Source organism: uncultured Virgibacillus sp., from assembly GCF_947495635.1.
Classification (GTDB): Bacteria; Bacillota; Bacilli; order Bacillales; family Amphibacillaceae; genus Virgibacillus; species Virgibacillus salarius.
The window spans coordinates 1-21243 of record NZ_CANMAB010000016.1 but is presented as its reverse complement, the minus strand read 5'-3'; the positions used below and the strand labels follow the sequence as shown (position 1 = coordinate 21243).

Genomic DNA, 21243 nt, shown 5'->3' with positions numbered 1-21243 from the left:
AATTTTATCACTAACTTCCTATAATATATATTATGTAAACTAGAATTTTCAAATGAACTAAATATAAAAAAGAAACTTCTCTTTCATTACAATTGGAGTTTGCTCATGCAAGTCGTTCATGTATAATTCCGTACTTCAAATTGTCACACATAATCTATTTGAACATCTTTTTTCTTTAATATATTTCCTATTGCACATCCTTTATTTACGGCCGTAGATCTTCGATTTACTAATTGTATTTGCTCCTCTGCATGAGGAGTTGATTGCTTTTGAATCCATCGTAAACTGTACAATTGGCATCTTTCTTGTATCAAAAATTACGTGTCTAACAAAATATTAAATTTATTTTTAAGTATTTGATGATATTGTTGCTCTGTTATTTCTTTTTAGATTTCTTTCCATGCAAGATTTCTGTAAAACTTAGTGCAATATGACCGTGATCAATTAATTTGCAAATAATACTCCCCTTATTTACTGGCGATTCAGGATGCTATATTACCATATTTTGTATATAATTCACTTTTTTGTCATTAATCGCGTTTAAATAAAAAGCATAACCAATAGACCAGGTGTCAGTAAGGTCTGAATCGAGAAAATGCGAGGTTTCCCCATTCTTCCCTTTTTTCATTTCTAATACATGCGTTCCTTTTTCTGTATTTATAAGGAAATAAATTTACTATTTGTAAAATAATGGTATGTAAATCTTCAAATTTCACATTTTCTTTTGGTGTAATTTGTAATTTTGAGAAAAACTTTTTTTGTAATTCAGTTAACACTATATCTCACCTTCCATTTACAGAAAAAATATGCGTTTAAATATATGACAAATAGTATGTACGGTATACAACTTGACACATGTCAGAGTCTGTGTCGCACTAATTATTAGAAGCCGATTTGAATAGAAATCGGCTTCCTACTTAATGAAGCTTAAAACAAAGATATCTTTACATCTTTATTAAGGGTACGTTTTAATCAGCAATTTTTTCAATAGTAGGCATAACAGCAATTGGTGGAATGGAGAAAGTCCAACCTGCTGAGAGTATATTTACCTTTTCACCTAATTGATAATGATCCTCAGCATAAATAGGAACTCTTAAAATTTTATTTTGAGAAGCCAATTTCCACCAATCATCTTGATACGAAAGTGCTTCTTCTTTTGTAGTTGTATTTGCAACAACTAGATAATTACCATCCACTGAAATAACATAACCTGTAAAGGGTATTTGTTCTTGTTTCTTGATCGTAGTATGTGTTGTATAATTCGCGGAAGCCTCATTAGAATCCGCAAAAGCGGGAGTAATGCCAACAGTTAATCCACAACCTAGTGCTACAGTAGTTGCTACGGTTACTAGTTTTTTTGTAAACATAATAAATGATCTCCTTTATAATATATTTTTTTGGTACGTTTATATATTTCTATTTAAATATGTTTAAACCTCTATATATTCAAAAATTTAACAGTTTTGTCACAAATATTATAATATGTGATATAATGCTAGATTATTTTTTCAGACTAGTAATTAAAAAAAGCCTCCGTGAGGAAGCTGAGTAGTTACTACTTTATAGAATATATCGACATTTATTATTTTATCGTATTTAATCTTTACTAAATTTATACGCAAATATACCAATAAACCTTTTCAAGAAATGAGAAAATAACACCAATGTCAATAAATTACGTTCATTATAAATAAATTTAGTAAAGATTTGCCACATTTTTATCTGGTCTTAAAATGTACAACTTCTTTTTTTGGATATGGTAACCCCTATTTAAAGTTATATTCTGTTACGATTTTCTCTCTGCCTGTTACGAGATCATTAAAATATTCATATAAATTAATACCAAGATAGGAGCCGGATATATTCAATACGTTAGTAAAGCCTAAGTTTTGTAAGGCCATTACCATGTTATAACTACGTTGACCTGAGCGACAATGAACATAAACTGGTTTATCTTTTGGAATTTCATCAAGCCTATTTCTAAATTCACTTAATGGAATATTGATTGCATTTTTTAAATGGCCAGCATGATATTCATTTTTTTCACGAGCATCAATAATGAATGCACTATTCTCCACTAGTTCACGAACTTGAGCGACTTTTACTTCACGATATTTTCCGTTTAATTGATTTAGTGCCACTAGTGCCGCATGATTTACAACATCCTTAGCTGTGCCTAACATTGGAGAATAAGTCAATTCTAGATCTTTTAGATCATCTAATGTTCCATTTAAAGTAATCATCGTTGCAATAACATCGATTCGTTTATCAACGTTCCCTTTACCAATCGCTTGCGCCCCAAGAATTTTGCCTGTCGGTGTTTCATATACTAACTTAAAGTGCATAACATTGCTGTTGGGTATTAAACCTACTTTGTCGCCTGGCATGATATAAACAGAATCATAGCTAAACCCTGCATCTTCTGCTGTTCTTACGTTCAATCCCGTTGCTGCTGCATTTAGATCAAACAAATGAATGGAGGACGATCCTATCACACCTAAGTTTCGATTTATTATACCGCAAATATGATCTGCTACAGCTCTTGCTTGTTTTTGGGCAGGTCCTGCTAAAGCAAGACGTGTTGGTTTATGCAATAATCGATGATACACTTCAATAGCATCTCCAACTGCATAAATATTTGTATCACTTGTTAAATAATTATGGTCTACTTTTATAGCACCAGTTTCACCAATTGCAAGACCAGCATTTTCCGCTAGTTTTGTTTCAGGCCTCACGCCAATTGCTAATACCACTGCTTGTGCATCGATTTGTTTACCAGATTGCGTTTCGATAAAATTATTACCAATTTTAGCTAATCCATCATTGACTATTAAATTTATACCATGATCCACCATTTCCTTGTGAAGGATTTGTGCCATATCATAGTCATATGGTGTCATGATTTGATTAGCAAATTCTATTACGGAAACATGGATACCAGCTAAATGAAGATTTTCTGCTATTTCAACTCCAATAAAACCCCCACCTATTACGGCAACATCTTTTAGGTCATTTTCTTTCACATAAGCATTAAGCCGTTGGATATCTACTACATTTCGAACCGTAAATACGTTCAACTGGTTTCTTCCCTCTATTGTATTTGGCCGAATAGGTGCTGAACCTGGAGAAAGAACAAGCTTATCATAATGTTCTTCGTAGGTGTGATCAGTTGTTGTATCTTTGACTATAATCAATTTCTTATCGCGCTTAATCTCGACGACTTCATTATTAACTCTTGCTTCGATATTATAGCGGTCTTTAAAGGTTTTTGGACTTGATAATACCAATGATTCGCTATCTTCAATAATGCCACTTATATAATAAGGTAAAGAACAGTTAGAAAAGGATATATGTGGACCTTTCTCAAACATAATAATTTCTGCACTCTCGTCTAATCGTCTTAGTCTTGCAGCAACTGAGGCTCCTCCAGCTACTCCTCCTACTATTAAAATTTTCTTTGCCATAATACCACTCCTTATCTATTAAAGTACGGAACTGAGAAATTCTTGTAATACTATATGGGGTATTATTTTATCAAAAAAATTATAAGACGTCTTCTTCAATCATATCGATTACTTTAAGGTTTTTAACTAATTATGTAGCACGGGAACTACTCAATCCAGAAAGACTATTAAGAATGTAATACTATTCGCTCTTTTTTTATGTCTACCCAAGAGGGATAATACCAGTAGTTTATCTGTCTTTTAGAGACTTTTTTCTAAGGTTCCAGTGCTTTTACCAGTTTGTCAGCATCTTAAACACATTCAACTACATTGGAGATAATAATGAAACCATCTTAAGGGGAAATTTCTTGATGCAATAACTGCTTTGCAGCCTTTATTCCCTTAAAATTCTTCTTAACTTTCCTACAATACGTTTTATTCTAATTCTCCAATGATCGCTATCATTCAATCGTTCCCATGTTTCAATGAGTAATTATCATCTATTAAACTTATATTATACCCTTGTAGGTATGTTGTCAATTATAATATAACAAATAAACGGCCTTAACCCCCTTGGAATAAAGAGTAAAGGCCGCCTAAGCACAATTTTTATTTCCGCTGTCTATTTTGACAGAAGGAAGTTTATAATTCTGGATCGTGTTTAGATGAAAAGTGGGTTACCCAACGCTTTAAAGCTAGATAACTATTTAATAGAATTTATCGTTTTGAGATGCTTAATTTGGCTATGTCTCAGCTTCTTCCCTAACTTTTATTTAAAGGTTTTTTCCATAATCCAATCATTAATGCTGAGACAATAGATCCTATTGCAATTGCTACAAGATACAGTAGCCAGCTACCTTCTACTGTCGGAATAACGAATATACCACCATGAGGTGCTGGTAGACCGACTCCAAACAGTAAAGCTAAACCACCTGCGATCGAGGATCCTACCACAAGGGAAGGAATCACTCTTCCTGGATCTGCCGCAGCGAAAGGAATTGCACCTTCTGTAATAAAGAAAGCACCTAGGGCATAGTTTGTTTTCCCTGCATCTCGTTCTTCCTGTGTGAATTTATTGCGGAAGAAGGTTGTCGCAAGTGCTAACGCTAGAGGAGGAACCATACCTCCAGCCATTACTGCAGCATGTGGGCCGAAGTTTCCTGCTTCAATCATGGCGATTCCAAATGTAAAAGCTGTTTTGTTAATAGGGCCTCCCATATCAACGGCCATCATACCACCGAGAATAAGCCCTAATAGCATGGCGTTCACACCGGACATACTTCCTAGCCAGCCTTCTAACCCAGACATGATCCAAGCAATTGGCTCAATGATAACGAAATACATGAGTAAGCCTGTAACAAAAACACTGATAACAGGATAAAACAGAATCGTTTTTATACCATCAAAGGATTTCGGTAAACCCGCAAGCAGCTTCTTCACTAGAACAACCACATAACCACCTAAGAAACCGGCAATTAAGCCACCAAGAAAACCTGCACCACCCATGGAGGCCATGAAACCACCAATCATAGCTGGGGCAAAACCTGGTCTATCTGCAATACTCATTCCAATAAAACCTGCTAGTACTGCTACCATTAATCCAAAGGCATAATCGCCACCTATTGCTTTTAATGCAGCGGCAAACTCGTTATACGTAGCGTGGTCTGGTTCCGCAGAATGAATACCAAAAAAGAAGGAAATAGCGATTAATACCCCTCCACCAACAACGAATGGAAGCATGTTGGATACACCATTCATTAAATGTTTATAGAAGCCTTTTCCTGTTCCGCCAGAGCTAGTACTGGAGTTATTTCTATCACCTTGATAGACAGGTGCATCACCTTTCCGTGCCATGTTAATTAATTCTTCCGGTTTACGGATACCGTCCGTTACTCCTCGTTGTAACACTTGCTTACCGGCGAAACGCTCCAATTCTACCTTTGTATCTGCGGCAACGATAATTGCTTTCGCATTTGCAATATCTTCTTCTGTTAAACGATTTTGCACACCATCAGATCCATTCGTTTCCACCTTTATCGAAACGCCAAGCTCTTCCGCTTTATCCTTTAAAGCATCTGCTGCCATAAACGTATGAGCAATTCCTGTTGGACACCCCGTTACAGCAAGGATTTCAGGACCGCTTGTTGAAGTAGCCTCTTCTTCTTTCCCTAGCTTTTCTTTTTCCTTCGCATCAATAATGTTGATGATTTGTTCCTCCGTTTCCACTTCCATTAACCTTTTACGGAAATCTTCATCCATTAATAAAGTGGATAATCTGGATAATGTTTGCAGATGATCATTATTTGCTCCTTCACTTGCCGCAATCATAAAGAATAAGTGGGCAGGCTGAGCATCTAATGAATCAAATTCTACTCCTGCTCTCGAACGAGCAAAGGCAATAGCGGGTGTCTTCACGGCACTCGTTTTGGCATGAGGAATCGCAACACCCTCTCCAATCCCTGTACTACTTTGTTTTTCTCTATTCCATATTGCTTCGATATATGCTTCTTTGTCATTCAGTCTTCCTGCTTGACCTAAGCGATCAGCCATTGCTTGAATAACATCCTCTTTTGAGTTTGCTTTCACTTCCAAAATCATAATATCTTGCTTTAATAATTCTGTGATATTCATAGACCTCATCCCTTCTCGATGATGTTTCTTTCTATATTGCTGTTACATGAACCTCGGCTAATAGTTTCTCGACCTCATCCTTTGTACACAATGTCTTAGAAAATGCCGTGGCACTTCCTGAAGCAACAGCGTATCTAGCCGCTTCAACAGCATTAGTGGTTTGCTGCCATTTATAAAGGAAGCCTGCTACAGATGAGTCCCCTGCACCAACAGAGTGAATGGCTTGTCCTTTTGGAGCACTTAGCTTAAAGGTTCCAGCTTCCCCTACATAAATAGCCCCTTCTTTTGCCATCGATACGAATACATGATCAATTCGGTTTTCTTCATGTAATCTCTTCGCAAGTCTAACAATGTCCTGATCTGTTTCCGCTTTTTCTGAAAATAGCTCTGCAAGTTCATAGTTATTCGGCTTAATAAATGCTGGGCTTGCTTTGATAGCTTGCTCTAAAGCCAATCCACTTGTATCTAAAATGACCGAAACACCTTGTGCGTTCAGCATTGTTATGATGGAATGGTAGGTATCATCAGGAAGAAAGGTTGGCAAGCTACCTGCTAGCACAACAATATCTTCGGTTGTTAAGCCTCGTAGCTTGTTTACAAACGAGTTGTAGTTTTTTTCTGTGATGGTAGGTGATTTTCCGTTTATCTCTGTCTCTTCATTACCAGCTTTTAGCTTTATATTAATTCTTGTGTCTTCTTGTAAGGAGACAAAATCATGGACGATGTCAACTTCTTCCAAATAATCTGTAATGAATTTTCCAGTAAAACCGCCAACAAAGCCCAAAGCCGTGCTTGTTGTTCCTAAGCGATTTAATACACGGGATACGTTAATACCTTTTCCGCCTGCTTCTTTGTAATCATCCTGACTTCTATTAATTGTTCCTTGCTCCACTAATTCAAGTTTTACAACATAGTCAACGGCAGGGTTCAAGGTTATGGTATAAATCATTGTGACACCACCTCTAAAGTTGTTAATTTTGCAATCTTTTCATGTTGTTCTGTTGATATCCCATCTGTTGTGATGATGGTGGCGTTTTCAATATTTGCTACACTTGCAAAGGATACTTCTCCGAATTTTGTTGGATCTGCTAATATAAAGCTTGCTTGTGATTGCTTGATTGCGGCTTGTTTAACATTTGCTTCCTCAGGATCTGGTGTGGTGAATCCTTGACTTGCATGAATACCATTTATACCGAGAAAGCATTTGTCAAAACGAAATTCCTTGATGGCATCAACCGCTTTTGTTCCAATTAAGGCAGCCGTCCCTTTTTTTGCCTTTCCTGAAATGACATATGTTTCGATTCCATACTCAATAAGGAGCTGTACATGTGGGATTCCGTTTGTGACAACGACAACTGACTTACCTTGTAGCAAAGGAATCATTTGCATGGTGGAGGTGCCTGCATCTAGGTAAATAGAATCTCCATCCTCAATAAAAGTGGCAGCTTTACTCGCGATCGCCTCTTTTTCTATTTGAAATTGTGCTGTCTTTTCTAAAAGTGTTGGTTCTTCTAGCTTCTTCTTTAACAGAGAAGCACCGCCGTGCACCCTTTTGATCAATTGTTTATTTTCTAATTCAGTTAGATCACGACGTATGGTTGATTCAGATGCCCCTGTTGACTCGCAAATCTGACGAACAGACACGATCTCTTTCGCTTTCAACAGTCCAATGATTAGCTCTTGACGTTCGATCGTTAACATTATAAGTATCCCTCTATTCATGAATTAATCGCTTACATAAATAATACAATCATTTTCATTCATAGTCAATCATAAACGATCAAAACCAATCATAAAAATCCTCCTGCTTTTGTAATATAAGGTGAGACATTCGTCAGTAGAGGATTACAAACAGTGGCTATGATGACATTTAGCAATAAATTTTCTATTTTATTTTTAGTCCTAGTTATATAGCTTTATTCAAAAGCACAGATAAAACGGATATTTGAATTTCCTCTTTCTCTAACTGCACATCTAAATTTGGGTAATGATTCTCTGCATACCCAGCCCTTTACTTTGTTTGTATCTCCGTAAATGGATATGCGTATATAATGTTATAATTTCACTCTCCCTACTCCAAAATTTAGACACACCAAAAAAGCGACATTTTGGTAGAGTAACTCCTTCAAAAGTCGCTTAGGTGTTCTACATATTTTATTATTACAGCATTTTGCTTACCTATAGCTAATGTGCAAAAACGGAGACATCCGTAATCTAAAAACATTTGAGATAAATACGTATATATCACACGTGATCTATTGGGCCATCATATATTTTAACTCCGATGTTTCTGTTTTTCTCATAACCCGTTGCGTTGAGGCAAAACAAGCTACCTCTCTTATCAAGCCAAATCTATCGCTTCCTCTGTTAACTACTATTCATATACATAGATGAACTACATGGATTATAGATTTTTCTTTTTTGAAGGACAACAAGCATTCATTTCCAAAGAGTGTTCATATTCGTCATGACGACGAAGCCATGTCTTCCCATTGCCATCACTGCGTCCAGATGGATCTTCCCAATCCTCTTGCCTACCAAGAGCTGTTAAATCGAGGTAGTTGAAGGTTCCAATTAATATGTCAGTTCCACGGGCATAAGTGGTATACGTGTGAAAAATTCTATCACCATTGCGAAGAAAGGAACTGAAACCAGGAACTTCCATGGACTGTTCAGAATCGAGGGGTACGCCCTTTTCCATAAGCTCTTCTTTAGTCAAATAGTTGTATTCAATTGGAGTCACAGATTCGTCTAATGTAGCATGGAAATCATAATTAAAGTCACTATTAAAGGATGAGTACCAAGGAATGTCCCACCCCATACGCTTCTTATAATGTTGGATCTTTGAGAGTGGAGCACGGGATATCATAGCCAGTGACGTGTTTCGTGCATGTAGGTGAGACAGATGACCGACGTTGTCCGTAGCGAGAGAGCAAGCAGGACAACCTGCCTCCCAATCAGGGTCGAACATGAAGTGCTGCACAATCAGCTGCGGACGTCCTTCAAACAGATCAAGCAGACTTGTTTTACCATGCGGGCTATCAAAGACATAATCCTTGTTAATCTCTACCATTGGGAGTTGGCGACGCATAGCATTCAGTCCATCCCGCGCTATAGTGAACTCCTTCTCCTTTGCCAGCAATTCCTTACGAGCGATAAGCCATTCATCTCGTGAAACAATAGGTGGTAGTTGCAAATCCTTTTGGGTTTTTTTCATATAATCTGCTCCCTTTTTTGTTTTCTTCAGTTTAACGCAGATGATGACTACAGATTTCTTCTAATTTGCTAAAAATATAATCTTATTTCTTTTCCCTTTATTTAGCCAAATTACAGAACTTAAAAAGTCTAGCCTATACGAATATCATTTGATTTCGCTTCTTCCAAATCTATAGATGTACTTTTAAATATAGAAAAATATTGCCATTTACACAATATCATCAAGTCCTTATGAAAACGCTCATACTTGTTTGTTAGTTGCTTTGTTAAACATTGCGCACTTAATGCTATGCTTGCAAAAATAGTATGTTGCCCCCAGCATTAACTTATGACAATCTATTACCATGACTATTGAAAAAATAAATTGCAAAAATGTCTCATTATTCTTTTCAACATGAAATATGTTACCTCACAGATAATTGGCAATAATACCTCGTCTTCAAACTATTGGTAAGTGAGGGATCGACTGCAAGGAAATGTCTGATGGGTTCAAAGGCCTTTGAGTCATCCACTTTTGGTGCTACCAATCAGCGGGGGATAAATAAAACCCCCACTGATTGAATGTACACTTTATGAAATATATATTTTGTACATAACGATTAAATTTAATGATAGCCAAGCTGTTATAAATAAAGAGAATAACTGATATAGATTAACTTCCAAAAATAAGATTAGATGTATCTGTCTATACAATCATCCTCATTCTATAGGTTTTACTCAATAAAATGATAGATCTTCATAATCAATATCGTAGATAAGATGCTCAACAGCTTCGATCCGCTCACCATCCAACTGCTGCATAAATCCAATATAATGCATTTCCCACTCGCTCTCTGCTTCAACACCGTCAGCAACAACGAATCGAAAACCTCGAATATCCCCCCGTAATTTCTCGTAAAATACGATTTTGGCTAAAATAGCTAGTTCGACATCACCTAAGGTATCAAAAAGCGCATCATATTCATCAGCAAACAGACATCCTGAATTTAGTAAATCTAGGTAATCATGCAGTGAAACAAAATACCTTCGAATTAGTTGTACTTTTTTTTCTGTGTTGTCACTTCCAGTGATGCGATCTACTAAATTCCGCATTTGAATATCACTCATTCGATTATTCTCATTCAACATTAAGACCATTGGTTTTTTGTGCTCTTCGATTTCTCTAATAATCATTATCTCGAAACTACCGATTTTAGCTGCGTTATTTACCCTTTGAACCAATTCATTACGGTACAGATCAATATAATGGGTAAGTGCTTGATCCGTTTGTAGCTCTTTTTGTAACTGATTGATCGATTCATGAATCAACTTAGATCTTTGATCTGCACAACAGGCTATTAACATGCGGTTTAACTGTTTATATTGAGTTTCAGAGATTCTAACTTGACTGGCTTTCTTACCAGCTAGAAGTGAAAAAACAGCATTGTTTACCATTAATTCAAATATGTTAAATAGCTCTACGTGATAATTAAAGTGGTATATCTTCCCAAAATTCGTTAAGACATACATTAAATCCTGATGACTAAAAAATTGGCAGAACTTTGTCTCTATTCGTAGTCGTTCTAAATATTGTTTAATATAAATAACACCCTGAAGTCGCATATCATCAATGGCTAAAGGATAGTCGATACTAGCCATTGTATTTTGCGCCCCAAAAATAATATTATACTGTTTCATAAATACAGGTAATGATTCATCAATGGTCATATTATAGGCATCCACTGGCACAGCTAATCTTATCTTTTTCATTTCTTGATACAGTTGCTTTGCGTCCTCATAGTATTGGCGAAGTAATTCAACACCTTTAGCATGTATATCCTTTATGCTCTCAAAATTTAAATGAACAATAGCATCTTCAGGGTTGTTAAAATGAAGGACATATACATCCATAGCGTATATCAGAGATACCATGATATCTTCCGCAGTTTCCGATGTCACCGACGTACTTTTCCCTTGAGTATACTTTCGTATCAATTGTTGCAGAACCTGCATAATCTCACCCTGTATCTGATAAGCCTTCTTACTGGTAATCGCTCCCACCCGCTGACCTTCCTGCAGAAGAGACAGTATATAGTTATTTCGTTTTAACCGAGATCGATCGATAATAATATTGGAAACTGAGCGAGAACAATCTTGTGTGTTATCTAATCCCACGCTGATTCATCACCTTCAAATAAAGAATCAAGACACATCATGTCCTTTTTGAAATTCTCTGCAAGTTCTTCCATTTTACTTCTTAATAGCTCTACAGATCCTGCGCAGGATCCATTAAAATAATCGTTCATCTTCATAATAAGTTTTATGTCCTCCACCTTATCTTCTGTTTCATTTCTAAGATAATAAAAAATCTCCTGGAGCTCATTAAGTGTATCAACATAATGATCCTTTTCCATATAAGGGGAAGAAGAAAATACCTTAATTAACTCCTGTAGCACTTCAATGCCCAGCTCAACTCTCGCATAGTCACGAAGTACTTTATTCCTGAACACAACTAATGTTTTTATATCATCTGGTGTGAGAACCAAGCCTTGTTCTTTAGTTTTTTCATTTAAACTGAGTAGTTCCATCACTGAGTTGGACTTGGGTAATAATTGGAAATTCAAAATATCAGATAAATTCATAGACGCTTCCCCCTATAGACCCGTTAAAAGGTTTGATTTTTTTACCTAAGTTGTTAAGAATTACCTTCAGGTTGTGTTTTAGTCATATAGTTTTTTTCTAGAGGCTAATATGGGATTTCGATAAAGAAGATATCCAGGTCTTAATAACGTCGTTGGTTTATAAGTACAGATGTGGCAGGAATAGCTTATATCTTATTATTTAATTCTTAACTCATTTTGTGTAATAAAAACAGGGTCAAAGCTTTACCTTTGCAACTATACCAAGGTGAAAATTCCTTTATTTAGGTAGCTCTCGAAAAAGCAAGGCAGGAAATATCCATTAACAGGAAATTTCCCAGGAAAAGCTTGCTTGAGAGTTATTTAGTCACTTTATAGGTACTTCCTTTTAACTGGTATTAAGTATCTTTTTATATGCTTTATTTTTTTATAGCATGCATGTAATGAATGGTTTCAAAGGCTGATAGATAGTCTTTTCGATCGTTAAAATAAAGTTCATTAATTGTATCGGGTGCTAAATGTTCATTAATAAGTAAACCGGATTTTTCTAACATCCCCACAATTTCATCATAAGAAAAACATGACTTCATTGGTTCACCACTTGCTGCAGCGATTTTCACCATATTTTCGACCCTATTAAAGATGCCTTTTTCTTCAAAGAGTTTTTCGTCAGCATAATCAAAAACTATGGAACTTCCTGACGGGACTTTGGCGAATAAATTATTTATTAAATTTGAAATTTGTTCTTTCGTTAAATAATAAGAAACACCTAAAAGACTAAAGAAAGTTTTTTTAGTATCAAATCCTTCCTTTCTTAGTTGTTGATCGGAGAATGCTTTGGTAAAATCCATAGAAACAAAATGTAGATTACTTGGAACTTTAAAACCAGCTTCATCCAGTCTTTTTTTCTTAAATTCCTGTGTAGTAGAAAAATCAACTTCAAATATCTCTAAGGTGTTTTCCAGTTCTGGATGTCGAAAACAAAACGTATCTAAACCTGCACCAAGTATCACGTATTGTTCTAACTCTAACATAGCTTCATTAAGTAATACCTTTTCACAATACCTGGCACGAGCCAGGGGTGTTGGAGATAGTTGAACCTGTGTAATCCATTTTAATATTTCTTCTGTATCTCCTTTAAACTTTTTTGCGATATCATGGCTGAAGAAGTCTATGCCTTGTACCATATTTTCTTTGATATTATTAAATTCTTCCTGCGAAATTAACTCTTTTGCTATATAATCGTTAAAGATTTTAGGGGTATCAAACTGACTATGATAGGATCTGCCAAACGCTGATATTAATGAAGTTAAACTTGACTCACCTTGCTTCACACAAATACACTCCTTTATTTTGAACAAAAAAATAGAGTTCCCTTGGCCAAGAGAACTCTATTATATAATTTTATTTCATAAAAGTAAATTTTAGCACAATTAAATTTTTTTGTCAAGTTTTTTAACTCGATTGATACTTAAAGAACTAAGCTTTACATAAATAACAAGATGACCCAATAATTTATAGCGCTAGCATTTACACGTCTATCCATTCCATGGTCTTAAAAAATGTCTAAAATTAGTTGTTTTCACTACTTGATAGTTGCAGGCATACAATGAAAGGGAATATTTTAGATAAATGAGGAGGTATAACATTGAGCTTTCTAGCCCCTAGTAATACACAACAAATGCAAGTTCTGTATAGAGGTGACCCCAACATTGTCCCCCACCTACAATCCATTCGTGAGCAAATACACAATTTATGCAGGTTTCATGTTAATAAGATAGTTAGGGTGCAAACGATAGATGGAGAAGTTTATGAAGGGACTATTGTTAGCTGTGATAAGAGGCATTTATACCTTAGTATAGATAATTCAAATCGTCAATACGGATATGACCCTTACACCCCGATAATAATGTCACTAGTTCTTTATGAATTACTTTTAATTACATTATTGTCAATCTATTAAGTAGTTTAAATACATCTGATCTTTTCACCTCGTCTGACTGGAGTTAAGTCTTGATGTATAGGAGCTTGACTTTTTAGGTCAATATTATTGAAGTGTACCAAATTTCTAAGTAATATCGTTCGCATAATTTAGTATCCCGACATATATTACTATATTCGCTCTTCTTCTTTAAATAATGACTTTTATGACTAAAATCATGACTATAGTTATCTTCCACACCTCCTCCCTGTTCTTTAAACTAATAAACATCAGTAGGAACAACGGAGGAGGATAGTTGAAAAAATGAAACAGTTAAAGAAGCGAGAAAATCTTGATATAGAATGGCTTTGGCTGATTATCACTGCAAGGAATATCGGAATTACGAAAGATGAGATCAGACAGTTTCTACGCAAACATTCATTATCCAACAATATGAAGCACTAATTATAATTCTTTTAGTAATAAAATTGCTTCTGTCCGCGTACGTACATCTAACTTTTTATAAATTTGGCTAACATAATTTTTAACAGTACCTATGGATAAGTATAATTCTTGCGCAATCTCCTTATTCTTTTTGCCGGAGATTAGTAGTTTCAAAATGTGGTATTCTGTTTTAGTGAATTCTAAATTTTTGTCTGCTAATTGATAATATAGGTAGTCTGTTGATTTGTCATAATCATTATTATTTAAGTGATCGACTAAAACGGAATGTACAGATGAAGGAATAATCATTTGACCAGATAAGCTATCACGAATGGATCTTATTATTTGATCAGTCTCTGAATCTTTAAGTAAATAACCATTCGCACCATTTTTAATTGCTTGTAAAATGTACGCATCATTAGAAAATGTTGTTAGCATTACGATAATTATATGTGGATAGGTTTGTTTGATTTCTTTTGTAGCAATAAGTCCGCCCTTATTTGGCATTCTAATATCCATTAGCACGATATCCGGCTGATATTCTTTTGCTTTTTCCACCGCTTCTTTTCCATTGTAAGCTTTTGCAATAACTCGGAAATTGTCATTAATTTCTAAAATAGCAGCAAGTCCATCACAAAAGATAGGTTGATCGTCAGCAATTAAAATATGAATAGGCTTCACTTTATCACCCCAATTTTTTGTTTTCATATTTTTGAGATTGAGATATGGATGGGAGACTAATCATTAATTCTGTACCACCATTATTAGGAAGTGATGTAATTAACCATTCTCCTTTTAATTCTCGCACTCTTTCTTGCATAGAGATTAATCCAAAACCTAGAGTTGCTTGTTTTATATCAAAACCTCTTCCATTATCTATTAACTTAAAAATTGTGTTGGAATCTTCTTTATATAGCAAGAATTCAAAATGCGTACTTGGGCCATGACGAATACCATTCGTCAAACCTTCCTGGAGAGCACGATAAATTACTAGTTCTTGTTTAGGACTGATGTGTAGGTTAGGGGCATCGATATGATAATCAATAGTAATACCAGTTTGATCAATAGTATCTTCTAGTAATGAAGTTATACTTGGTAGAAATTCAATGAAAGACTGCTGATTATTTAACAGTTTTACTGATTTTCGCACATCATTTAAACCATTTTGAAGTTGAATTTGAATGTCATTTAACAGTTGCTTTGCTTTTTTCTTGTCATGATCTATCAATTTGTTACTGGCCTTAACACCCATGATTGTTGTTGTTAATGTATGTCCAATTGTATCATGGATTTCTCTAGAAATTCTGGTCCTTTCTGCAAATAGCGTGTTTTCCTCTAATGACAAAGCAGCTTTTTTTATACTCTCGTACGCCTTTGCTAATTGCTGTTTTTGATTGACTATAATTTTTGCTAAGTAACTAAGTGCAAAAAATGAAACAAACTCTAAGCTTTTTGGGATAATAAAATGTAACGATTCAAACGATGGATAATTAATAAATCTACCTATAACAAAGAATGTGTACGCAAGAAAAGTAAATGGTATGCTAAATTGCTTTGTTCGATGCATCGCTGCTTCACCAACTAGCACTAGTAAATATATTTCTGAAATGAAGGAATTGTCATAAATATTAATAGCTAAAGCGATGAATAATTGGATAAAAAGTATGATTCCTCCTTTAAGAGAATGTAAATCAACATGAAAAATAAAATTTCGGATAATGTATGTAATAATAAACAGAATGGTAAATAAATAAATTTGCAAGAAATGTTCTTGCTGATCCAATGAAAGCAATGGTAGAGTTATGATTAAACCAATGATAATAATAAGGTCTAGCTTTTTTTCAAATGATTGACTCATTATTCACTTCCCCTTTCTGACTTAGACTCTTACTAACATGTTATCAAACTTTCCACTCTCTTCATGACATTTGATTTTTTTACTTCATAACTTTTATCCTTATTTGATATTGTAAAAAAGGAAGTTTCACTTTATGATATCAGTTCGTTATTAAAATTAGATATCCAAACCTTTACTTCTTCAGATGAAAAAGTGGCTGGAACAAAACACAACTTCTTTACTCAAAATACGAATAATTATGTTATCAATAGGAGTATCATCGCCGCACCCTGAACATATACGCGCTTTCCGAGCACGGCCACAGCTAACTTGGTAAAGAAAAACAAGTTACCAAGTGTGGATCTTCGGACTGGTGCTGTTCCCGCCGGAGTCTCGCTTATTTCAGGTGCTAATTTAATTTTTCTAAAAACGAGCGATAATTAATTTCAACTAATTATCGCTCGTTCTTCATTGTTTCTTCATTCTTTTGTCTCAGCCTCTTTTTAAATTTCTTGTTTTTTTGTTGGTGTTACATCGGCAACATCATCAAAGTAAAAAAGGCGCTTTCCCTTCTTTAAAACAACCATTAGAATATGGCAAAAGAGAACTAACCACAGTATTAACATGAAAAAGAAAGCAGCAAGGCTAATCCATACATGATAATAATAGAAAGCAGATTCCATATCTAAGTTAATCAGGGATACAGCCTTTAAACCCTGATAAATAACCCATGGTATATAGAGTGCTATAAATCGCTTGAGTAGTAGCGGCCAAGCAGGATATCTCTTCTTCTTATCTATGAGTCGATATCGCATCACGGTTGTACCAATTGTTTTTCCTTTCCAAAAGACGGGTACAACAAAAAATACCACAAAAAAGGCCAACGTTTTATAAATGACTTCTATGAGATGGTCTGTTAGAAAGAAACCAGTTAAAATTTCCCAGCTAATATGGACTAATAGAAAATCAATAAATATAGCAAGTAACTGCGGAATAGGTAAGACGATGTCTTTACGAAGTATTTTATCTTTTTTGGCTAACACCTTTTTCTTTGACGGAAATAAAGCAAGAATTACAGGTCCGATAAGAAAACCAAAAAGCGCACCACTACTATTCAATAGAAGATCATCGACATCAAAAATGCGATAAGGGCATGTATACAGTCCGTAAATACCCGTTAGTTGCGTAACTTCGAAAAATAATGATGTTGTAAAACCAATTAGGAGAGCACTTTTCCAATAGTACCTTTCTTGAAAATAATATCTTATATAGACACCAAGCGGAAGCAATAATAAAAAATTGAAAACAGCTTGTAAGAACGCACTTTCCTTGATAATTTGTATATAGGTTGCTGGCTGTGACCAAATTACCGCACTGCCATGTACGATATCCCAAACAAAATAAAAGGGAATAATGGAATAATAAACGGTATCCGGTGCTTGAAATGCACAGGTATCTCGAGTGCTTGGAAGTGGCAATAAAACTAGAAACAAGGCTGAGAGCATATAAAAAATAAAGGAATAAACGATAATAGATGTCCAAATGCTTAAATAGCCATATTTTCTATAGCAATAAATTAACCATGGAATGATAAGTAAAAAACCTAAAACTAAAAACATGATAAACGCTGTTTGTATTGGCATCGTATAAGAAAACAAGCTACCACCTCATTTTTGTTATGATTTAGTTTCTGAAGTTTTTTATTATCTAAACATGGTACAGAACAAAAGCGTAAGCGTCCGATTAGAAACGTAGCGACTGGAGCCAGTCAACGAATATTAAGAGCTCACGGTGAGCTTGCGAGCCGATCATGACTTATCGTAGGGCGATTTGTGAAGTCACCTAGTTTTCTGGGATTCAGGGCGCTAGAGCTGGACGCAGCTCAACACGCCTATATTTTATCCACTTGGGCAAATGTTATCATTTCCTTCATTTTCCTAGACTATAAAAAAAAGTGTGTACGCATCATACACACTTTTTAACGGTTATCTTATTACTTTGATCATTCAAGATATAGTAATAGCATGTTTTCCATTTAAAATCTCTATTTATTCTTAACCTGATAAAAAAGCTGTACATGTCCTGATTGAAGTGTTTGCGTGTGTATTTGCTTCATAGTGACTCTTTCTTGTACTTCTTTGAATAAAGGTTTACCTTTTCCAAGAACAACTGGTGCAACGGTAATGTGATATTCGTCAATTAATCCCGCATTTAACATATTAGATGAGAAGTCAGCACTTCCTAATATTGCTAAATCTTTACCAGCTTCTTGTTTTAACTTGCTGATTTCGTTTTCCGCATTTCGTTGTATAAGTCTCGTATTTTCCCAGGTCGCTTCCTGTAGTGTATGGGAAAATACAATCTTCGTATGAGCATTCATAAGGCGAGCGATATTTCCGGTAGCGCTAGGCCAGTAGCTTGCCATATGTTGATACGTTATTCTTCCAAATAAAAGCATATCTAACGATTCTAAAAAATTTTGAGCATACGCTTCGTATTCACTACCCACACGATGCCAATCCACTTCTCCATGTAAACCGGCAAAGAACCCATCAAGAGACATTAACTCTTGGGCGATTAATTTTCGCATCTGAACCACCCTTCTAGTATAGAATTTTAAGGAAAATGTAGTAGGATAGCTAAAAGATTAACATAATTACGAACTATGGATTTCTTCTCGATTGCTATCTTTCATCTTAACTTTATCAATTAATGTTAATTTTGGCTTCTATCCATTGATCAGCAACGTTGGCAGTGATACCTAGATGTTACCATCTTTCATTCACGCGATAGTAACGTCACCCAGCATGGTTATGTGTACTTTGAATATACATGTACGTTCTGACCTTTCAATACGAGCTTTTTATCTAATGACATCCCTATTTTTTGTGCTACATGTTGAGAGGCAAAATTATCAGGTTGGATAAGAGCAATAAATCGTTCATGCTGTAGATGTTTAGTTCCATGTTCTAATAATGTATGTGCTGCCTCTGTTGCATATCCTTTCCCCCAGTGCTCACGAGATATCCAGTACCCTATTTCGATTTCCTCTTTACCATCAATCGTTTGTGGAACTAATCCCGCATGACCGATCAGCGTGTTATCTGCTTTATTCACTAATACCATTAAGCCCATGTTTTTATTAGACTCATACGTACGATAAATCCAACTTAAAAACTTCTTTCCCTCATTTTCATCTCTTGGCTTGCCATTCCCAATAAATTGGACAACCGCTGGATCGCTTAACAATGACATCAGAAATGGAAAATCATTATTATCATATCTTCGAAATAATAGTCTTTGAGATGATAGCAATTATATCACTCCCTTCCATTTATAATCTTATAATTGTATAATTATCTTCATTTATTTTAACATTTGGTATATATAAAATCACTGAAAAATTTAGTTATTTCTATGTCGTGAAAACATGTTTCCTCTATTTCCTTCTAGGCCTCATAGATAGTCTTGGTGAATGAGATCTTAGCTTGGTCCTTTCCCCTTTACACAGGTTACGTGTTAAGTCTTTGCTTTTACTGGGATTTGTATTTCCGTTACATACTCTTCTTGGTTTCCGGTTACAGCTAAGTCAATGATCATTAACTCAATTCCATTACCTATGATTTCATAGCCGCGCTGTTGGATTTCTAATAGTAGGATCTCATAGCTCTCCGTAATATTGTCATATGGTCCAATATGATGTATGCATGCATAATTTTCAGCGCTTATTGTTGATAGATCCTCCATGTTATTAGGCACATGATGAAGTATAATGAACACATCATTGATTTGAGGTGTTTGTTGAATGCTTAATGAATCTTGTTTAATTGTTATACCTATGTCTCCTGAGAAAAGAGAAAAATCTTTCATTAATAGCTGGTTTTGCAATGAATTAATATAATAGTCGAACATTTCGTCTGATGCATCTGGAGCTACTGGCATTGAAATAATATGTCTTAAAGGAATGGTCGTAAACCAAACTGAGCGCGGAGAAGCTTGCAGTGATTGTTTAATCATCTCTGCTTTATCATTCATTTTTTCTAGCATAAATTCAATCTTATTTTTCTGTTCTTGTAAGCGTTGGGCCTGTTTTTCTAACATATGTAAAACCGTATTTGGCGTTCGATTGGCCATGAAATGCTTAATATCCTGTAGTGAAATATCTAAATTTCTTAAAAATTTTATTGTATCAAGCATGGAAAATTGGTCTAACGTATAATATCGATAATTTGTTTGCTGATCAACCATGTTAGGTTTAAAGATATCCTTTTCATCATAATAACGTAACGTAGATTCTGATATATGATGTAGTTTTGCCATCTCGCCAATCGTAAAATATTGTTTAGGCAACATGTATATACCCCCTTCTTCTCTTGTTGTTTTTTAAGTATTTTTCAGCCTAAATTCAAGTATGCCTGTATTAATAGGTATCCTTTTCATTTTTTTATTTCAAGTATGTATCGGTAATAAATAACTTTCCTTATTTCACGCTGCTGTAGTTGTATTCGGCTCTATAAAGAATAGCAAGCATTCTAAAAACTTCTTAATAATTCGATGTGATATTTTTTATATGGAATATAATCCCCTTGGAAAGTTAAGTATAGTAAATGAAAATGACAATTACATTGGGGCATCCTTATATATTCTAAAGAAGCTGTGAATAAGAAGAATACATCTAGTTGTTATTATAGTATACATTAGTCTATTCATCTTTTTCATTCATCAAATCGTAATCGTTTCTTATACTTCTATAGTACATAAAAAACGCGACCTATTACATTGTAAGCTCGCGTTTTTAACCGATATCGCAAATATATACGTTTTGTATCTTGGATCATGTTTATTATAGGGTTGAGTTCCTATCTATTTCATAACGAATAATCGATTCAAGTCGCTGTATTTCCAGCTATTTTTTTCCATCATTTAATCTTCTAGCTTCTTCGGGACTTGACATTTTTGTAGAGCCTTTATAACGTAGCCCTACATCACGATCTGATTCCACGCGTCCGCTCTCTCGTAGCTTCTTTTCTTGACGATCTTTTCCCATCGTTAACCACCTCCCTCTATAAATTAAAATTATCTCAGAATTACTCCGTTTTTCTCCCGTTTACTTTATATCATTCAAAGAGAATG

General features: G+C 35.0%; 18 protein-coding genes and 1 pseudogene. 1 reads left to right on the top strand and 18 read right to left on the bottom strand.

Going from position 1 to position 21243, the window contains the following annotated elements:
• Positions 1 to 143: 143 nt before the first annotated feature.
• The 11 genes and pseudogenes from Q1A47_RS05610 to Q1A47_RS05560 all read right to left on the bottom strand — a co-directional run bounded on the left by Q1A47_RS05610 (position 144) and on the right by Q1A47_RS05560 (position 13242).
• Positions 144 to 293, bottom strand: coding sequence for a hypothetical protein (locus Q1A47_RS05610; protein ID WP_161629281.1), 150 nt, complete (start codon positions 291 to 293; stop codon positions 144 to 146).
• 24 nt (positions 294 to 317) lie between these two features.
• Positions 318 to 776: pseudogene (locus Q1A47_RS05605) on the bottom strand (arylamine N-acetyltransferase).
• 192 nt (positions 777 to 968) lie between these two features.
• Positions 969 to 1367, bottom strand: a complete 399-nt coding sequence (locus Q1A47_RS05600) for a DUF3221 domain-containing protein (protein ID WP_166530427.1) — start codon at positions 1365 to 1367, stop codon at positions 969 to 971.
• Positions 1368 to 1766: 399 nt separating this feature from the next.
• Positions 1767 to 3464 carry an FAD-dependent oxidoreductase gene (locus Q1A47_RS05595; protein WP_166530426.1) on the bottom strand — a complete coding sequence of 566 codons (1698 nt, stop codon included), beginning with the start codon at positions 3462 to 3464 and terminating at the stop codon, positions 1767 to 1769.
• 741 nt (positions 3465 to 4205) lie between these two features.
• Entirely contained in the window at positions 4206 to 6074 is a 1869-nt protein-coding gene (locus tag Q1A47_RS05590) for a fructose-specific PTS transporter subunit EIIC (RefSeq protein ID WP_026681969.1), read from the bottom strand.
• A 31-nt stretch (positions 6075 to 6105) separates the two neighbouring features.
• Positions 6106 to 7023, bottom strand: coding sequence for a 1-phosphofructokinase (gene pfkB, locus Q1A47_RS05585; protein ID WP_026681970.1), 918 nt, complete (start codon positions 7021 to 7023; stop codon positions 6106 to 6108).
• A complete protein-coding gene (locus Q1A47_RS05580; protein ID WP_026681971.1) occupies positions 7020 to 7775 on the bottom strand; it encodes a DeoR/GlpR family DNA-binding transcription regulator in 756 nt (251 codons plus the stop codon). The genes pfkB and Q1A47_RS05580 overlap by 4 nt, the downstream gene beginning before the upstream one ends.
• A 703-nt stretch (positions 7776 to 8478) precedes the next feature.
• The gene (locus Q1A47_RS05575) at positions 8479 to 9291 is read right to left on the bottom strand and encodes a DUF899 domain-containing protein (RefSeq protein ID WP_166530425.1); all 813 of its coding nucleotides are present in this window, start codon (positions 9289 to 9291) and stop codon (positions 8479 to 8481) included.
• Between the two features lie 716 nt (positions 9292 to 10007).
• The gene (locus Q1A47_RS05570; protein WP_166530424.1) at positions 10008 to 11444 is read right to left on the bottom strand and encodes a DUF6179 domain-containing protein; all 1437 of its coding nucleotides are present in this window, start codon (positions 11442 to 11444) and stop codon (positions 10008 to 10010) included.
• Positions 11435 to 11911: a DUF6323 family protein gene (locus Q1A47_RS05565; protein ID WP_166530423.1), complete on the bottom strand. Its 477-nt coding sequence runs from the start codon at positions 11909 to 11911 to the stop codon at positions 11435 to 11437. Before Q1A47_RS05565 ends, Q1A47_RS05570 begins: the two co-directional genes overlap by 10 nt.
• Before the next feature lie 416 nt (positions 11912 to 12327).
• On the bottom strand, positions 12328 to 13242 hold the full coding sequence (locus tag Q1A47_RS05560; protein ID WP_121605123.1) for a class I SAM-dependent methyltransferase: 915 nt from the start codon (positions 13240 to 13242) through the stop codon (positions 12328 to 12330).
• Between the two features lie 911 nt (positions 13243 to 14153).
• Here Q1A47_RS05560 and Q1A47_RS05555 point away from each other — a divergent pair.
• Positions 14154 to 14294: an anti-repressor SinI family protein gene (locus Q1A47_RS05555; RefSeq protein WP_080668711.1), complete on the top strand. Its 141-nt coding sequence runs from the start codon at positions 14154 to 14156 to the stop codon at positions 14292 to 14294.
• On the opposite strand, the gene Q1A47_RS05550 is transcribed toward Q1A47_RS05555, so the two are convergent.
• From Q1A47_RS05550 to Q1A47_RS05520, 7 genes are all read right to left on the bottom strand, one after another.
• A complete protein-coding gene (locus tag Q1A47_RS05550) occupies positions 14295 to 14981 on the bottom strand; it encodes a response regulator transcription factor (RefSeq protein ID WP_246484721.1) in 687 nt (228 codons plus the stop codon).
• Positions 14959 to 16131: a sensor histidine kinase gene (locus tag Q1A47_RS05545; RefSeq protein ID WP_051388358.1), complete on the bottom strand. Its 1173-nt coding sequence runs from the start codon at positions 16129 to 16131 to the stop codon at positions 14959 to 14961. Before Q1A47_RS05545 ends, Q1A47_RS05550 begins: the two co-directional genes overlap by 23 nt.
• A 482-nt stretch (positions 16132 to 16613) precedes the next feature.
• Complete coding sequence (locus tag Q1A47_RS05540) at positions 16614 to 17753, bottom strand: VanZ family protein (protein ID WP_299631074.1); 1140 nt, start codon at positions 17751 to 17753, stop codon at positions 16614 to 16616.
• 401 nt (positions 17754 to 18154) lie between these two features.
• Positions 18155 to 18700, bottom strand: coding sequence for a dihydrofolate reductase family protein (locus Q1A47_RS05535; protein WP_026681978.1), 546 nt, complete (start codon positions 18698 to 18700; stop codon positions 18155 to 18157).
• Positions 18701 to 18921: 221 nt separating this feature from the next.
• Positions 18922 to 19425, bottom strand: coding sequence for a GNAT family N-acetyltransferase (locus Q1A47_RS05530; RefSeq protein ID WP_166530420.1), 504 nt, complete (start codon positions 19423 to 19425; stop codon positions 18922 to 18924).
• Positions 19426 to 19629: 204 nt separating this feature from the next.
• Positions 19630 to 20463, bottom strand: coding sequence for a MerR family transcriptional regulator (locus Q1A47_RS05525; RefSeq protein ID WP_026681980.1), 834 nt, complete (start codon positions 20461 to 20463; stop codon positions 19630 to 19632).
• A 553-nt stretch (positions 20464 to 21016) separates the two neighbouring features.
• Complete coding sequence (locus tag Q1A47_RS05520) at positions 21017 to 21157, bottom strand: YpzI family protein (RefSeq protein ID WP_080668712.1); 141 nt, start codon at positions 21155 to 21157, stop codon at positions 21017 to 21019.
• Between the last annotated feature and the right edge of the window lie 86 nt (positions 21158 to 21243).

What these genes read in the sequence shown, in the direction of transcription:
- Q1A47_RS05575 (WP_166530425.1), bottom strand. Translation starts at nt 9,291, where the DNA reads ATGAAAAAAACCCAAAAGGATTTGCAACTACCACCTATTGTTTCACGA.
- Q1A47_RS05600 (WP_166530427.1), bottom strand. Translation starts at nt 1,367, where the DNA reads ATGTTTACAAAAAAACTAGTAACCGTAGCAACTACTGTAGCACTAGGT.
- Q1A47_RS05580 (WP_026681971.1), bottom strand. Translation starts at nt 7,775, where the DNA reads ATGTTAACGATCGAACGTCAAGAGCTAATCATTGGACTGTTGAAAGCG.
- Q1A47_RS05525 (WP_026681980.1), bottom strand. Translation starts at nt 20,463, where the DNA reads ATGTTGCCTAAACAATATTTTACGATTGGCGAGATGGCAAAACTACAT.
- Q1A47_RS05590 (WP_026681969.1), bottom strand. Translation starts at nt 6,074, where the DNA reads ATGAATATCACAGAATTATTAAAGCAAGATATTATGATTTTGGAAGTG.
- Q1A47_RS05545 (WP_051388358.1), bottom strand. Translation starts at nt 16,131, where the DNA reads ATGAGTCAATCATTTGAAAAAAAGCTAGACCTTATTATTATCATTGGT.
- Q1A47_RS05535 (WP_026681978.1), bottom strand. Translation starts at nt 18,700, where the DNA reads ATGCGAAAATTAATCGCCCAAGAGTTAATGTCTCTTGATGGGTTCTTT.
- Q1A47_RS05550 (WP_246484721.1), bottom strand. Translation starts at nt 14,981, where the DNA reads ATGAAAACAAAAAATTGGGGTGATAAAGTGAAGCCTATTCATATTTTA.
- Q1A47_RS05540 (WP_299631074.1), bottom strand. Translation starts at nt 17,753, where the DNA reads ATGCCAATACAAACAGCGTTTATCATGTTTTTAGTTTTAGGTTTTTTA.
- Q1A47_RS05555 (WP_080668711.1), top strand. Translation starts at nt 14,154, where the DNA reads ATGAAACAGTTAAAGAAGCGAGAAAATCTTGATATAGAATGGCTTTGG.
- Q1A47_RS05595 (WP_166530426.1), bottom strand. Translation starts at nt 3,464, where the DNA reads ATGGCAAAGAAAATTTTAATAGTAGGAGGAGTAGCTGGAGGAGCCTCA.
- pfkB (WP_026681970.1), bottom strand. Translation starts at nt 7,023, where the DNA reads ATGATTTATACCATAACCTTGAACCCTGCCGTTGACTATGTTGTAAAA.
- Q1A47_RS05520 (WP_080668712.1), bottom strand. Translation starts at nt 21,157, where the DNA reads ATGGGAAAAGATCGTCAAGAAAAGAAGCTACGAGAGAGCGGACGCGTG.
- Q1A47_RS05565 (WP_166530423.1), bottom strand. Translation starts at nt 11,911, where the DNA reads ATGAATTTATCTGATATTTTGAATTTCCAATTATTACCCAAGTCCAAC.